At 64.3% G+C, this 15,155-nt stretch carries 15 protein-coding genes; 12 read left to right on the top strand and 3 right to left on the bottom strand.

Annotation, left to right across the window (positions count from 1 at the left end):
• Nucleotides 1-23 precede the first annotated feature (23 nt).
• Complete coding sequence (locus tag FE240_RS02140) at nt 24-926, bottom strand: LysR substrate-binding domain-containing protein (RefSeq protein WP_193003201.1); 903 nt, start codon at nt 924-926, stop codon at nt 24-26.
• Nucleotides 927-1,068: 142 nt separating this feature from the next.
• Here FE240_RS02140 and FE240_RS02135 point away from each other — a divergent pair, with 142 nt between their 5' ends.
• Genes FE240_RS02135 through FE240_RS02115 form a run of 5 tightly spaced genes read left to right on the top strand, consistent with a single transcriptional unit; the run spans nt 1,069 to nt 6,554 of the window.
• On the top strand, nt 1,069-1,713 hold the full coding sequence (locus FE240_RS02135; protein WP_193003200.1) for a hydrolase: 645 nt from the start codon (nt 1,069-1,071) through the stop codon (nt 1,711-1,713).
• A gap of 49 nt (nt 1,714-1,762) precedes the next feature.
• Nucleotides 1,763-2,314 carry an antibiotic biosynthesis monooxygenase gene (locus tag FE240_RS02130; protein WP_193003199.1) on the top strand — a complete coding sequence of 184 codons (552 nt, stop codon included), beginning with the start codon at nt 1,763-1,765 and terminating at the stop codon, nt 2,312-2,314.
• Nucleotides 2,315-2,325: 11 nt separating this feature from the next.
• On the top strand, nt 2,326-4,194 hold the full coding sequence (locus FE240_RS02125) for an amidohydrolase (protein ID WP_193003198.1): 1,869 nt from the start codon (nt 2,326-2,328) through the stop codon (nt 4,192-4,194).
• Between the two features lie 49 nt (nt 4,195-4,243).
• Nucleotides 4,244-4,996: a pirin family protein gene (locus FE240_RS02120; protein WP_193003197.1), complete on the top strand. Its 753-nt coding sequence runs from the start codon at nt 4,244-4,246 to the stop codon at nt 4,994-4,996.
• Complete coding sequence (locus FE240_RS02115; RefSeq protein ID WP_193003196.1) at nt 4,977-6,554, top strand: MFS transporter; 1,578 nt, start codon at nt 4,977-4,979, stop codon at nt 6,552-6,554. The genes FE240_RS02120 and FE240_RS02115 overlap by 20 nt, the downstream gene beginning before the upstream one ends.
• Nucleotides 6,555-6,618: 64 nt before the next feature.
• Here FE240_RS02115 and FE240_RS02110 read toward each other — a convergent pair whose 3' ends face one another.
• Nucleotides 6,619-7,920: a HAMP domain-containing sensor histidine kinase gene (locus tag FE240_RS02110; RefSeq protein WP_193003195.1), complete on the bottom strand. Its 1,302-nt coding sequence runs from the start codon at nt 7,918-7,920 to the stop codon at nt 6,619-6,621.
• Entirely contained in the window at nt 7,911-8,594 is a 684-nt protein-coding gene (locus FE240_RS02105; protein ID WP_193003194.1) for a response regulator transcription factor, read from the bottom strand. Before FE240_RS02105 ends, FE240_RS02110 begins: the two co-directional genes overlap by 10 nt.
• Nucleotides 8,595-8,743: 149 nt before the next feature.
• Between FE240_RS02105 and FE240_RS02100 the strand changes: the two genes are divergently transcribed.
• The 7 genes from FE240_RS02100 (at nt 8,744) to FE240_RS02070 (ending at nt 15,084) form a co-directional block, all read left to right on the top strand.
• Nucleotides 8,744-9,925: an efflux RND transporter periplasmic adaptor subunit gene (locus FE240_RS02100; RefSeq protein WP_193003193.1), complete on the top strand. Its 1,182-nt coding sequence runs from the start codon at nt 8,744-8,746 to the stop codon at nt 9,923-9,925.
• A 1-nt stretch (nt 9,926) separates the two neighbouring features.
• Nucleotides 9,927-11,861, top strand: coding sequence for a MacB family efflux pump subunit (locus tag FE240_RS02095; protein WP_193003192.1), 1,935 nt, complete (start codon nt 9,927-9,929; stop codon nt 11,859-11,861).
• Nucleotides 11,862-12,093: 232 nt separating this feature from the next.
• Nucleotides 12,094-12,378: a hypothetical protein gene (locus tag FE240_RS02090; RefSeq protein WP_193003191.1), complete on the top strand. Its 285-nt coding sequence runs from the start codon at nt 12,094-12,096 to the stop codon at nt 12,376-12,378.
• 1 nt (nt 12,379) lies between these two features.
• The gene (locus tag FE240_RS02085; protein ID WP_193003190.1) at nt 12,380-12,805 is read left to right on the top strand and encodes a DUF6515 family protein; all 426 of its coding nucleotides are present in this window, start codon (nt 12,380-12,382) and stop codon (nt 12,803-12,805) included.
• Between the two features lie 91 nt (nt 12,806-12,896).
• Nucleotides 12,897-14,174, top strand: a complete 1,278-nt coding sequence (locus FE240_RS02080; protein ID WP_193003189.1) for a ferredoxin reductase family protein — start codon at nt 12,897-12,899, stop codon at nt 14,172-14,174.
• Nucleotides 14,175-14,300: 126 nt separating this feature from the next.
• On the top strand, nt 14,301-14,690 hold the full coding sequence (locus FE240_RS02075; protein WP_193003188.1) for a MerR family transcriptional regulator: 390 nt from the start codon (nt 14,301-14,303) through the stop codon (nt 14,688-14,690).
• A 16-nt stretch (nt 14,691-14,706) separates the two neighbouring features.
• On the top strand, nt 14,707-15,084 hold the full coding sequence (locus FE240_RS02070; protein WP_042045500.1) for a carboxymuconolactone decarboxylase family protein: 378 nt from the start codon (nt 14,707-14,709) through the stop codon (nt 15,082-15,084).
• Nucleotides 15,085-15,155 lie beyond the last annotated feature (71 nt).

The following is a 15,155-nucleotide window of genomic DNA, read 5'->3' as shown; positions in this document are numbered from 1 at the left end:
AGGGCCGCCCCAAGCCCCAGCTTTCAGGCATAGACCTTGTCGAGCCCCTCCAGCCGCGCCATCTCCGACAGCCACCAGAGAAGCGGCTCACAACCGCGCTCACTGTTCCACCCCAGATAGGCGGTCTCGCTAACATGACGCCCTTCGATCTCCCGGCTCACCAGCTCTCCCCGTTCGATAAAGGGATGGGCCAGATGACGCGGCAAATACCCACATCCCACCCCGGAGAGCAGCAGTTGTAGTTTGGCATCGAAGTGATCGACCGTGATGGTCTCCTGCCCCGACAGCAAGAACAATCCATTGCGCAGTTTGTTCTTGGCACTGTCTGCCACGACGACGGCTCGGTGCCGCTTGACCTGACGTGAAGAGAGCTTACCCGTCAGCACCGCTAGCGGGTGGTTAGGAGCATGCACAAACAGATGTTCAAGCTGACCTAGCGCTCGACACGCAAATTGAGCATGAGCCGGCGGCAGGCTGAACGCCCCCAGAATCATGTCGGTGCGTCCCTCGACGAGCCCCTCCCAGGCGCCACCAAGAACCTCATGGCTAAAACTGAGTCGCACATGGGGAAACGTACGGTAGAAGCGCTCAAGCAGGGGCATCAGCAGTGTAAAAGGGAACGCACTATCGACCCCGATAGCCAGCGAAAGATTCTGCTCCCCCCCGAAGCTACCCGACTGTAGTTCGAGATCTCGCGCTGCATGCAGGATCTCACGCCCCTTCTCGAGCATCAGTCGACCGGCCTGGGTGAAAGCGATTTTATGTCCAGAGCGATCGAGCAGGGTGATACCAAGATCTCCCTCAAGTTTTTGCACCATGTAGCTCAATGCCGAGGGGGTCTTGTAGAGCTTGGCCGCAGCAGCAGAGAGGCTGCCGTGCTGCTCAATGGCATCAAGAATGGCGAGGACTTCCAGGTTCAGCTTCATCGCAAAATCGCTCTCTTTTATAAATTTTCTGAAAGGGTCACCCAAATAATTGCGATATCTGTATCGGGCTCGCTGGCATAGCATTTCTCTCGAATCAAGAGCCACAGAGCCCAACAACCACTCAATGCCCGAGGTGAATATCATGTCTATTCGTGAACTGATCAATCCGCAGAATTCAGCCCTCATCTTCATCGATCACCAGCCACAAATGGCCTTTGGTGTCACCAACATCGATCGCCAGCAACTGAAGAACAACACGGTTGCGCTGGCCAAGGCCGGCAAGATCTTTAAGGTGCCGACTATCTACACCTCGGTCGAGACCGAAAGCTTCAGCGGCTACATCTGGCCGGAACTGCTGGCCGTTAACCCCGAGAGCAAGCCCATCGAGCGCAGTTCCATGAACTCCTGGGAAGACGAAGCCTTCGTCGCCGCCGTCAAGGCCACCGGCCGTAAGAAACTGATCATCTCCGCCCTGTGGACCGAAGTGTGCCTCACCTTCCCAGCCCTGATGGCACTCGATGCCGGCTACGAAGTCTACGTGGTCACCGACACCTCCGGCGGTACCAGTGTTGATGCTCACGAGCGCGCCATCGATCGCATGGTGCAAGCCGGCGCCGTTCCTGTGACCTGGCAACAAGTCCTGCTCGAGTACCAGCGTGACTGGTCACGCAAGGAAACCTACGACGACGTCATGAGCCTGGTGCGCGAGCACAGCGGTGCCTACGGTATGGGCGTCGACTATGCCTATACCATGGTGCACAAAGCTCCCCAGCGCGAAGTTAAGTAAGCTCTGGCTGGCGGCATCATCAGATGCCGCCAGCACATGAGGATAAACCATGGAAAATGCTGCTACTCTGGTGATCCGCCACCGCATCGCCATTGACGATCGCCCCCGCTACGAGGCCTGGCTGAATCGCATTGTCCCCATTGCTGCCGCCTTCGAGGGACATCAAGGCGTCAACGTAATCCGACCCGCAGATGGAGAAGAAACTTACACCATCTCATTGCATTTTCGTAACCTCGACACCCTCTACGGTTGGAGCCGTTCCGCACAGCGCCAGGCGCTGGTGGAGGAGATCCGCCCGTTGCTTGTCGGCGATGACGATAGACTTGAGGTGCAACAGAGCAGTCAGTTCTGGTTTACCCCAGAAGGCACAAGTACAGCTCCACCACCGGCCTGGAAACAGTTTATCGTCACCCTAGCGGTCATCTTCCCCAGCACCAACCTAGTGCCCTGGATATGGCATCAACTGCTGCCCTCTTTGGATGGCACCTTGCTCGGACATTTCCTGACGGATGCTACCGTTGTCGCCTTAGTGGTCTATCTTTGGATGCCACTGATCACTCGCGCCCTCGCCGGCTGGTTGGCGCCTGCCGACCGACACTGAGAGAATCAATCATGTCTAATCACGCAAGCCTGATCCTGATGAATGGTGATCTGCATACAGTGGATCCCGCCAACCCCCTGGCCACCGCCGTCGCCATCCGCGATGGCAAGTTTGTCGCCGTTGGCAGTGATGCCGAGGTGATGACCCACGCCGGCCCCGAGACCCGTGTTGTCGATCTCAAGGGACACACCGTCATCCCCGGCCTCAATGACTCCCACCTGCACCTGATCCGTGGCGGGCTGAACTACAACCTCGAACTGCGCTGGGAAGGGGTGCCTTCTGTGGCCGAAGCGCTGCGCATGCTCAAGGTTCAGGCCGAACGCACTCCGCACCCCCAATGGGTTCGGGTCGTGGGCGGCTGGTCCGAATTCCAGTTTGCCGAACGCCGCATGCCGACGCTCGACGAGCTCAACCAAGCCGCACCGGATACCCCGGTGTTCGTACTGCACCTCTATGATCGCGCCCTACTCAACCGCGCCGCTCTGCGCGCCGTGGGCTACACCCGCGATACCCCGAATCCGCCGGGTGGTGAAATCCAGCGAGATGCTCAGGGCAACCCGACCGGCATGCTGATTGCCCGTCCCAACGCCATGATCCTCTACGCCACCCTGGCCAAGGGCCCCAAGCTGCCCTACGAAGCCCAAATCAACTCGACCCGCCGCTTCATGCGTGAACTCAACCGGCTTGGTGTCACCAGCGCCATCGATGCCGGTGGCGGATTCCAGAACTACCCCGAGGATTACCAGATCATCGAGGAGCTGGAAAAAGAGGATCAACTCACCATCCGTATCGCCTACAACCTCTTCACTCAGCGTCCCAAGCAGGAGTTGGAAGACTTCCAGCGTTGGACCGACATGCTGGAGCCAGGCAGCGGCAGTGACTTCTATCGCCACAACGGGGCTGGCGAGATGCTGGTCTTCTCCGCCGCCGACTTCGAGGACTTCCTCGAGCCGCGCCCGGATCTCCCTCCCGGCATGGAAGACGAGCTGGAGCGGGTGGTGCGCCATCTGGTCGAGCATCGTTGGCCGTTCCGCCTGCATGCTACCTATGACGAGTCCATCTCGCGCATGCTCGACGTGTTTGAGAAGGTCAACCGCGACATCCCCTTCAACGGGCTGCACTGGATGTTCGACCACGCCGAAACCATCAGCGAACGCAACATTGAGCGGGTTAAGGCGCTCGGCGGCGGCCTCGCCATCCAGCACCGCATGGCCTTCCAGGGCGAGTACTTCGCCGAGCGCTACGGCCAAGAGGCGCTCTCGCATACGCCCCCCGTCGCCCGCATGCTGGAAGCCGGTGTGCCGGTCGGCCTCGGAACCGACGCCACCCGTGTTGCCAGCTACAACCCCTGGACCGCGCTCTACTGGCTGGTCTCCGGCCGCACCGTCGGTGGCTTGCAGATGTATGACGAGCGCAACCGCCTGCCGCGCGAGACCGCCCTCTCCCTGTGGACCAACGGCAGTGCCTGGTTCTCCAGCGAGCAGGGCAAGAAGGGGATGATCAAGGTCGGTCAGCTCGCCGATCTGGCGGTGCTCTCCGAAGATTTCTTCCAGGTACCGGAAGAGTCCATCAAGGGGATCGAGTCCGTGCTGACCCTGGTCGGTGGCAAGATTGTGTTCGCCCAGGGTACCTTCGGCCCGCTGGCCCCGCCCGAGCTGCCGATCCTGCCCGACTGGTCGCCGACCAAGTTGGTGCCCGGCCACTACCGCCCGGCCTCAGCGCAGCAGGCTCTGGTCGGCACTCAACCCCAGGCCCACCAGTGCTGCGGCCCCTGTGGCGTGCACCAACACCAGCATGAGAAGGCCCGCAACGCCTTCATGCCGGTCTCCGATGACCGCGCCTTCTGGGGTGCTCTCGGCTGCTCCTGCTTCGCCTTCTAACCCTCACCCGGGCGCCGCACTGGCGGCGCCCTCTTAACCGGAGCATTACATGACTCAATTCATCAAGCGCCCGGCCGACCAGCTTCACTATTTGCCGGCCAGTGAATATCACCCTGCCAACACCTACTTTCACTTCTCGTTTGCCAACTACTACGACCCGGAAAACATCCACTATGGTGCGCTGCGGGTGGTCAATGACGATGACGTACAGCCACACAGCGGCTTCGACCAGCACCCGCACCGTGACATGGAGATCGTCAGCTACCTGCTGCACGGCAAGCTGACCCATTGGGACAGCGTCACCGACGAAGAAGAGGTGCTTGAGCGTGGCCATATCCAGGCCATCACCGCCGGCACCGGCTTGACCCACTCCGAGCTCAACAAGCACGATGAGTGGACCCGTTTCATGCAGATCTGGATCCTGCCGCCGGCCCAGGGGCTGGAGATCCGCTACGGCAGCGCCAAGCCTGCCGCCAGCGAGCGGGAGAACCGTCTGCTGCACTTGGTCAGCCCACTGCACGGCGGCCTGGATACCCCGCTGCACCTCAACCAAGACGTCAACTTCCATGTCACCGAGCTGACCCGCAGCGATGCCGAGGTGGTGTTCGAGCTGGCCGAGGGGCGTCAGGCCTATGTCAGTTGCATGGAGGGAGGCGTGGAGCTGGAAGGGATGACCTCCCTAGCCGAACGCGACTCGCTGGAGGTGACCGGCCCGGCCACCCTGCGCATGAAGGCCCCCAATGGCCATGGCCATGTCATCATCATCGAGATGCAACGCATGGATGAACGCTACCGTGGCTAACCAGACCGTCTCCCCCTGGGCGCCGTTTCGGCAGCGCGCCTTTCTGGTGCTCTGGCTGGCGACCCTGTTTTCCAATGTCGGCACCTGGATGCACGACGTGGGTGCCGGCTGGCTGATGACCAGCCTGGACCCCAATCCGGGCATGATCGCCGCCGTACAGGCCATGACTACCCTGCCGGTGTTCCTGCTGGCACTGCCGGCCGGCGCCATGGCCGACATTCTCGACCGACGCCGCCTGCTACTGGTGGTAAACGCCATGATGCTGCTGGCGGCAGCCTTCCTGGCCTTCCAGGTACAAAGTGGTAATGCCAGCAGCCACGGCCTGCTGCTCATCACCTTCCTGCTCGGCTGCGGCGCCGCCTTCCTGGCGCCGGCCTGGCAAGCGATTGTGCCAAGCCTGCTGGAGCGTAAAGAGCTGCAAGCCGGTATTGCCCTCAACAGCATGGGGATCAACATCAGCCGTGCCATCGGCCCAGCGCTGGCTGGCCTGCTGATCGCCCAGATCGGCATGGCGATGCCCTTCCTGCTCAATGCGGTCAGCTTCCTGGCCATCCTGGCTGCCCTTTGGTGGTGGCGGGGTGAAAGTGGTACGAGCAATCGGCTACCGGCCGAACGGGTGTTGCCCGCCGTCGTGGCGGGGCTGCGCTATGCCCGCCGCAGCCCGGCACTGATCGGCGTGCTGCTGCGTTCCGCCGCCTTCTTCCTGTTCGCCAGCGCCTACTGGGCCATGCTGCCACTGGTCGCACGTCTGCAACTCAACGGGGATGCCACCCTCTATGGCGCCCTGACCGCCAGCGTCGGTATCGGCGCCGTGCTCGGAGCCCTGTTGCTGCCACGCCTGCGCCGCCGCCTCTCGGGCCACTACATAGTAATGCTGGGCTCCGTCGGTACTGCCCTGGTGCTGTTGGTATTGGCGACCTCCAAGTCTGCGCCACTGGCCCTGCTGGCAGGACTGCTGGCGGGCGCCAGCTGGATTGCCACTTTGTCGAGCCTGATGATCGCCGCCCAGGGGGCACTGCCTGACTGGGTGCGCGCCCGCGGTCTCTCGCTCTACCTGACCGTCTTCTCCGGTGCCATGGCGCTGGGCTCCCTCAGTTGGGGTCAGGTAGCCAGCCATTTTGGGGTGACCACCGCCCTACTGGCGGCGGCCGTCGGCATGCTGCTGCTGATCCCTTTCACCACCCGGATACATCTGGATGCGGGCGAGCGGTCATTGCAGCCAAGCCGCCACTGGCCCGAGCCGGCAGAGGTGGATCCGGCTCACCAGCAGGATGGCCCCGTGATGATCCAGGTTCGCTATCAAGTCATGAGCGATCAGGAAGAGGCCTTCCGGAAATTGCTGCACCAGCTCGGCGAAACCCGTCGCCGTGATGGGGGCCGTGAGTGGCATCTGTTCCGCGATCAGGAGAGCCGAGATTTCATCGAAACCTTCGTGCTCCCCTCCTGGCTCGATCACCTGCGCCAGCATGAGCGGGTCACCGACGAAGAGGCACAGTTGCAGGCGCAGATCCGCGCCCTGTGCCACGACAGCCGGGTAGAGCACTATCTCTCCAGCTAACTGAGAAATATAAAGAGGGCCCGCACTGCGGGCCCTCTTTTTTTGCGCAGATGAAGGGGATGCCTCAGCGGCAAGGCAGGCTCAAGGTCACCACCAATCCCCCCTGAGTCCGGTTCTCGGCCTTGATCTGCCCCCCCTGGCAAATCAAGGCGCGCCGGGCGATCGCCAGCCCCAGTCCATAGCCCTTGCCGACGGCGCCGATGCGCACGAAGGGATCAAACATGCTGGCGAGCTTCTCCTCCTCGATCCCCGGCCCCTCGTCACAGACGCAGATCAGCGCCTGCCCCTCGGCTTCGGCCAGACTGAGGGTGACGCTTTGGCCGGCTCGGCTAAAGCGCAGAGCGTTGCGCACCACGTTCTCCAGCGCCCGCCGCACCAGCTCGGCATTACCGCTGAGAGTGCGGCGGCACTCCCCTTCCAGCCGCACCGCGACGTGGGCGCGCTCCCCTTCAAAACGGGCGTCGGCCACCACCGCCTCGACCAACCCCTGCAAGTCAAAATACCCCAGCTCGGGGGCATGCTCCTGCTCGGCGCGGGCCAGCTCGAGCAGCTCGCCAATCAGCCGATCCATCCGCTCGGTCTCCTGCTCGATGCGTTGCAATGAGGCTGGCACCTTGTCAGCACTCTGCTCGGCCAGCCCCAACGCCAGGCGCACCCGCGCCAGCGGCGAGCGCAGCTCGTGGGAGACATCGTGCAGCAACTGTTCCCGGCCATGCACCAACTGCTGGAGCCGCTCCACCATCAGATCAAAATCGTGGGCCAGGGCGCTTAGCTCGTCGTGACGATGGCGCAGTTGCGGCAGCAGACGCACCGCGAGATCCCCCTGAGCCACCTGGCCGCACCCCTGACGCAGCAGACGCACCGGCCTAGTCAGGTGCCAAGCGAAAAAGATGCTAAACAGCAGCCCCCCCAGCCCGCCTATCCACAGCATGGGAGGCGGGATCTTGAGCCACTGCAAGGGGCGCGAGGGGGGCGTCATTCGCTCACGCAGCTCGCCGACGTGATAGACAAGCTGATAAGTTTGCCCCTGTGGCGACACAACCTGACGGGTCAGCACGGGGGCCGGTGGCCGTGCACCATCCGGTTTCAGTGATGCGGTGGCGCTCGGGGTGGCGATAAGCCGTAGCAGATCGCGCTCATCGATGGGCCAGCTTGCCAACCAGCGTGTCAACGCCGCTTCCCCGCCCACCTCGAACAGGCTCACGGCGGCGGCCAACTGCTGACTGGCGACACGGCGGGCCATCCGCTCTTCCGGGGGCTCCCTGTCATGCAGGCTAAAGCCTATCCACAACAGTTGGCTCACCACTATGATGGCGAGCCAGAAGCCGAGCAGGATCTTCCAGAACAGGCGGCTGGTCAGCAGCATACGAGCTTGTACCCTATGCTGCGGATGGTCTCGATGCTGAGGCTGTCGCCAGCGCGCTGATGCAGCTTCTGGCGCAGGTTGCAGATGTGCACGTCGACGCTGCGATCATACGCCTCGCGTGGGCGACCGATGCCCTGCAACGAGAGCACATCCTTGGTCACCACCTGCTCGGGCGTGCGCAGCAGCAGCTCGAGCATGTTGAACTCGGTGGCGGTCAGATCGAGCGGCAGGGCGCGCCAGGCGCAGGTGCGGTTGGCTGGGCTCAACATCAGTCCCCCTAAGGTCAACACCTCGGGGAGATGGCCCTGAGACTCCTCCCCCACCCGGCGCAGCACGGCGCGCAGCCGGGCCACCAGCTCGCGCGGATAGCAGGGCTTAGGCATGTAGTCATCGGCCCCCATCTCGAGCCCCACCACCCGGTCGATGTTGTCCCCCTTGGCGGTCAGCATGATGATGGGCAGCCGGCTCTGACGGCGCACCTCGCGCAGCACCTCGGTGCCACTCAGATCGGGCAGCATGACGTCGAGCACCAGCGCCGCATAGCGGCCCGAAAGCGCCGCCTCGACCCCTTCTCGGCCGGTGGCCACATGGGTGGTGGCAAACCCCTCTGCACGCAGGTACTCCCCCAGCATGGCACCCAGTTCGAGATCATCGTCGACCAGCAGAATCTTCATCTTTCCTCCTCTTCGGCGAAGGGCGCATTGTCTCCGCTTCCCCTTGCCGTCACAGCAGCCTTTACGCAATCCTTACGCTTCTGGAAGAGAGCCTTAACCGGTAAATGGGATAGAGTCCCACCCTGTCTAGCAAGAGGATACCCGAGCTCATGCCCCGTCTGCACCCACGTCTGCTGTGGTGGCTGTTGCCACTGTTTGCCCTGTTCATCTGGTTCGCGTTTGGCCGCCAAGGCGATGCCGAGAGCGGCGCCCAGTACATCACCGCCAGCGCCGAGCGCCGCGATCTGGAGCAGTCGGTGCTGGCCGACGGCACCTTAGAAGCGCGCAAGCAGGTGTCGGTCGGTGCCCAGGTTTCGGGCCAAATCAAGGCCCTCCATGTCGCCCTCGGCGATAAGGTCAAGGCCGGTGATCTGCTGGCCGAGATCGACGATCTGACCCAGCAGAACAGCCTCAAAGACGCCGAGGCCCAGCGCACCAATCTGGATGCCCAGATCGCCGCCAAGCAGGCGGCACTGCGCAATGCCGAGCTGACCTTCACCCGCCAGCAGAACCTGCTGGCCCGCCGGCTGGTGAGCCAGGCCGACTATGACACGGCCAAGGCCACCTTGGATCAGACCCGCGCCGAGATCCGCGCCCTGCAAGCGCAGCGGGTACAGGCCGAGATCGCCCTCGATACCGCCCGGGTCAATCTCGGCTACACCCAGATCCGGGCGCCACTCGATGGCACCGTGGTCGCCATTCCGGTCGAAGTGGGGCAGACCGTCAATGCGGTGCAAAGCGCCCCAACCCTGATGAAGATCGCCCAGCTCGATACCATGACGGTGGAGGCCCAGATCTCCGAGGCCGACGTGATCAAGGCCAAGGTTGGCATGCCGGTCTATTTCACCATCCTCGGCGCCCCCGAGACCCGCAATGAGGCCACCCTGCGCGCCATCGAGCCGGCCCCCGACAGCATCAACAGCGACACCAGCTCAAGCTCGACGAGCAGCACCAGCACTAGCAGCAGCGCCATCTATTACAACGGCCTGTTCGACGTGCCCAACCCCGACGGCGTGCTGCGCATCAGCATGACGGCCCAGGTCTATCTGGTGCTCGACCGCGTCAGCCAGGCCCTGGTGATCCCGGCGCCAGCACTGCAAGGGGATCAGGTGCAGGTGGTCGACGAGCAAGGACGTGTCAGCGTGCGCCGGGTCAAGGTGGGACTCAACAACAAGGTGCATGCCCAGATCCTGGAGGGGCTCAAGGAGGGGGAAAAGGTGATCGTCAGCACCACGGGCGAGGGGGCCAGCAGCGCTAGCCGTCCACGCATGCGCGGCCCGATGGGATTCTGATATGAGCGTGCTCCTGCAACTGAGCGGCATCGGCCGCACCTTCGGTGAGGGCGAGCAGGCCGCCACCGTGCTCCACGACATCAATCTCTCCATCGAGAAGGGGGAGATGGTGGCCATCGTCGGGGCCTCGGGCTCGGGCAAGTCAACCCTGATGAACCTGCTCGGCTGCCTGGATCGGCCCAGCACGGGTCACTACCGCATCGCCGGCCAGGATACCGCCGACCTCGATGGTGACCAGCTCGCCGCCCTGCGCCGCGAACGCTTCGGTTTCATCTTCCAGCGCTACCACCTGCTCTCTCACCTCAATGCCCGTGGCAACGTCGAGGTGCCGGCCCTCTACGCCGGCATTGCGGCAACCGAGCGCCACCACCGTGCCGATACCCTGCTGACCCGGCTCGGGCTCGGCGACAAGCTCGAGCACAGGCCGAGCCAGCTCTCCGGCGGCCAGCAGCAGCGGGTCAGTATCGCGCGCGCCCTCATCAACGGCGGCGAGGTGATCCTGGCCGACGAGCCGACCGGCGCCCTCGACAGCCACAGCGGCGCCGAGGTGCTGGCGATCCTCAAGGAGCTGCATGCTCAGGGCCACACCATCATCATCGTCACCCACGACATGGGGATCGCCGAGCACGCCGAGCGGATCATCGAACTCAAAGATGGCCGGGTGGTCGACGACCGTCGCCGCGCCCCTTCCACTCCAACAGAGGGCAAGGTGGCCCCGAAGCGCAGCCAGGCGCGCCCCTGGGCCGGTTTTGGCGATGCCCTGCACATGGCCTGGCTCTCCATGGTGACCCAGCGACTGCGCACCTTCCTCACCATGCTCGGCATCATCATCGGCATCGCCTCTGTGGTGACCACGGTGGCGCTCGGCCAGGGGTCGCAGCAGAAGGTGCTGGAGAACATCAACGCCATGGGCACCAGCACCCTGGAGGTGTTCCCCGGGCGCGGCTTTGGCGACATGCGCTCGACCGCCATCCAGACCCTACGCAGCGGCGATGCCGATGCGCTGGCCCAGCTCCCCTACATCCACAGCGTCACCCCCAGCCTCTCCACCAGCACCACCTTGCGCCTTGGTAACGTCTCGGTCAGCGGCAGCGTCAACGGGGTGGGCGAGCAGTTCTTCACGGTGCGCGGCTATCGGTTGATCGCCGGCATGAGCTTCGATGCCGCCAGCGTGACCAGCCTGGCCCAAGAGGTGGTGATCGACGAGAACACCCGCAGCAAGCTGTTTGGCGAAGGGGTCGATCCGCTTGGCCAGGTGATCCTGCTCGGCCCGCTGCCGTGCCGGGTGATCGGCATCGCCGCCAAGAATCAGAGCGGCTTTGGCAGCGACGAGAACCTCAACGTCTGGATCCCCTACACCACCGCCATGAAGCGGATGCTCGGCCAGACCTACCTGCGCAGCATCAGCGTGCGGGTGGCCGATGCGGTACCGCTGGCCGCCGCCGAAGAGGGGATCACCCAACTGCTCGACAGCCGCCACGGCACCCGCGACTTTTTCGTGCTCAACACCGACAGCATCCGCCAGACCATCACCCAGACCAGCGCCACCCTGACCCTGCTGATCGCCATGATCGCCCTCATCTCGCTACTGGTGGGGGGGATAGGGGTGATGAACATCATGCTGGTGTCGGTAACCGAGCGCACCCGCGAGATCGGCCTGCGCATGGCGGTGGGGGCGCGCACTCGCGATATCTTGCAGCAGTTTCTCATCGAGGCGGTGCTGGTCTGCCTGCTCGGCGGGGTGCTCGGCATCCTGCTCTCCCTGCTAGCAGGGCAGTTGTTTGACTACTTCAGCAGCGACTTTCGGATGATCTACTCCCTGCCTGCCATGGGGGCCGCCTGCCTCTGCTCGACCCTGATCGGCCTGCTGTTTGGCTTCGCTCCGGCGCGACGCGCCGCACGCATGGACCCCATCCACGCGCTGGAGCGGGAGTAACCCCAGTCCATCGCGCCGGAAGGACCCGGCGCGAGCGACGACCGGCCCACCCCCACCTGGGCCGGAGCCTGAACACCCGCGCCATGCGGGATTTTCAACCGGGCCACTGGCCCGGTTTTTTTATACGGCGCGCCTGTGTAAAGGGAGTGCAAAAGGGGCGTAAAGTCGATTGAGGGAGGACTGAGTCAGGGCTCTAATGAGCGCGAACCGACCCATTTTGAGGAAAATTGTCATGATCCGAGCCTCCCTGCTGCTGACCCTGCTGATCGCCCCCCTGAGCCAAGCCATGGAGCCCATGCCCAAGGGGCCACACGGCCAACCCCCCCTGCTCCCCCCGGCCGCCCTCTATCAGGCAAGCAAGCAGGGCGGTGACCCTCAGGCAACCGCGGCCGAGTTGACGCAGCTAATCCCGCCCGCCGAGAAGGGCAAACGCTATGAGGTGCAGGTGAGCGTGCGCGAAGTGCGTGAACTCCCCACCCCGCCGGCCCAGACTCAGACCAACAACCGGGAGCGCTGAGATGCGCCGCGCCTGCCTGCTGCTGCTGGCCACCACTCTGGCGCTACCGGCTGCCGCCCGCCCTGGGCGGGGGCCGGATCTGCCGGCTCATCATCACGGCGTGAGTGGCCCCGGAATGAGCGGTACTGGGATGGGTGTGCCCTTCTCGCCGCTGCCTCGCCCCGGTCACCGAGTTGACCACCTACCGACCGGGGTGGCTACCGTGCTCATCGCCGGACTGACCTACTACGTGCTCAACGACATCTTCTACCGCCCTGAAGAACGCGGCTATGTGGTGGTCGAGCGCCCGGCGGCAAGTGTGGTTGAGCCAGCCCTCACCACGGTCGATGTGGACGGGCGGCGCTACTACGTGAAAGAGGGGCGCTACTACCAGCGCGACATCGACGGCCACTACAGCGAGGTGCCACCGCCGGCCGCCTTGCGCTGATCCTGTCACACTCTGTCACACAACCTTCCCCCTACGGCACACTTTGGCTACAAAGCGAGTGTTCAATGGAAGCTCAGAACAAGGAGACGGTATGAACACTCCATCCCTACGCTGGCCCCTCCCCCTCGGGCTCACCCTCATCTGGCTGGCCGGTCTCGATAGCTGGCCCGCCAGCTTCTGGCCGTGGCGCCATGAGTTGTTGATCCTGACCGGTCTCATCGGCCTCGCGGCCATGACCCTCTCCCTGCTGCTGGCGCTGCGTCTGCCACGCCTTGAGGCTTGGTGTGGCGGGCTCGATCGCATGCTGCACTTGCACCGCAGCAGCGCCCTCTGGGCCACCACCACTCTGATCGCCCACTGGCTGCTGGTCGAGGCGCCCAAATGGGCCGTCGGTGCCGGCTGGCTGACCCGCCCTGCCCGCCGCGGCGCAGGGGCCAGAAGCGGCAGCGACGCCCTGCTCCATGACCTTGGCAACACCTTGGGCGAGTGGGGCTTCTACCTGCTGCTGATACTGGTGGTGATCGGCCTGCTGGCCATGGTGCGCTACGAGCGCTTCAAGCTGGTGCACAAGCTCGCCCCCGTCATCTACCTGATGGGGTGGGTGCATGCCCTGTGCCTGCTGCCGCGCATCGGCCCGTTCACTCCGGTTGGCCTGACCCTGCTCATCGGCGGCGGGGTGGGAGCCATCGGCGCGCTCTACTCCCTGTTTGGCCGGGTGGGTAAGGGCGAGCACTACCAAGGGAAGGTGAGCGCCATCATCCCCCTCGATCCTCGCACCCACGAGATCCGCGTCCAGCTCGATACGCCGCTGCGCCACTACCAGCCGGGGCAGTTCGCCTTCTTCGATTTCGCCGAGAGTGGCGAGCCCCACCCCTACACCCTGGTCGATGTGTCGGCGGATGGCCGCACCCTGACCCTGGCGGTGCGTGCCCTTGGCGATCACACCCGCTGGCTGCACCAGCACCTCAAGGCCGGGGATGTGGTCAGTGTGACCGGCCCTTACGGCGCCTTCGTCCTGCCGGGCAAGGGGCAGGCCATGTGGCTGGGCGCTGGCATCGGCGTCACCCCCTTCGTGGCCTGGCTCGAAGCGCTGGCGCGCCGCGGCGAGACCCGCCCCGGCACCACCTTGCTGCAATGCGCGCCGGATCAGGCCAATGCCCCCTACCACGCGCGCATCGCCGAGCTGTGCCGCCAGACCGGGATCGAGTACTGGCTGCACCTGGAGAGCGAGGCGGGCCAACTGGATCTGGCCGAATTCGGCCGCCATCAGCGCGCCCCGGTCTGGTTCTGCGGCCCCGAGCCCATGGCCAACACCCTGGCCGACCACCTGGCGGCGCCACTGCACCGGGAGCTGTTTCGCTTTCGCTGATCCCCTCACCGAGCCCCGCCAGATAGGGGGGCTCTCTGTGCGCCCTGCCCCGCCGCCCTTGTCCGAGGCTTAGGGCCGCCATAGAGTGCTTGACCTAGAGCGCGCTCTAACTTCTAGGATGACCCCATGGCACCGCACCTCACCATCAACGCCGTCGCCAAGCAGACCGGCCTGTCCGCCCACACCCTGCGCTATTACGAGCGTATCGGGCTCATCGCCCCGGTCGGCCGCGCCCCCGGCGGGCAGCGCCGCTATGACGCGGCAGATCTGGCCTGGCTCGATTTCCTGCTGCGCCTGCGCAGCACCGGCATGCCCATCAGCCAGATGCAGGCCTTTGCCCGGCTGCGCGCTGCTGGGGCGGCCACGGTGCCGGCGCGGCGGCAGATGCTGGAGAGCCACCTCGACGAGGTGCTCGCCCATCTGGCGGCGCTGCAACGCAACGCCGACGTCTTGCAGGCCAAGATCGCGCACTACCGCGCGCTGGAGGCCGGTGTGGTGCCCGCGTCATCCACCTAAACAGAGGAGAATCCCTATGAGTTCCACCGATCGCTATCAACGGGGATGGGAGAAGCTGCGCGAGATCGACGGCGAGGTGGGGGAGCAGGTGGTGCAGAGCCTGCACGACATCGCCCCCGACTTCGCCCGTTACCTGATCGAGTTTCCGTTCGGCGATATCTATGCACGCCCTGGGCTCGATTTGAAAAGCCGCGAAATTGCTGTGGTGGCCGCCCTCACCGCCCTCGGCAACGCCGCCCCCCAGCTCAAGGTGCATATCCAGGGGGCGCTCAACGTCGGGGTCAGCCGCGACGAGATCGTCGAAACCATCATGCAGATGGCGGTCTACGCCGGTTTTCCCGCCGCCCTCAATGGCCTCGCCGCCGCCAAGGAGGTGTTCGCCCGCCAGCCATGACGCCCTGAGCGGCAGCAGGGTATGAAGCGGGCGGGCAGAGCTGCTACCATCTCGCCACTTTTGCCATGTTG

It is taken from the genome of Aeromonas simiae, assembly GCF_014892695.1.
In the GTDB taxonomy this organism is placed as follows: domain Bacteria; phylum Pseudomonadota; class Gammaproteobacteria; order Enterobacterales; family Aeromonadaceae; genus Aeromonas; species Aeromonas simiae.
This window is presented reverse-complemented; position numbering and strand designations above follow the sequence as displayed.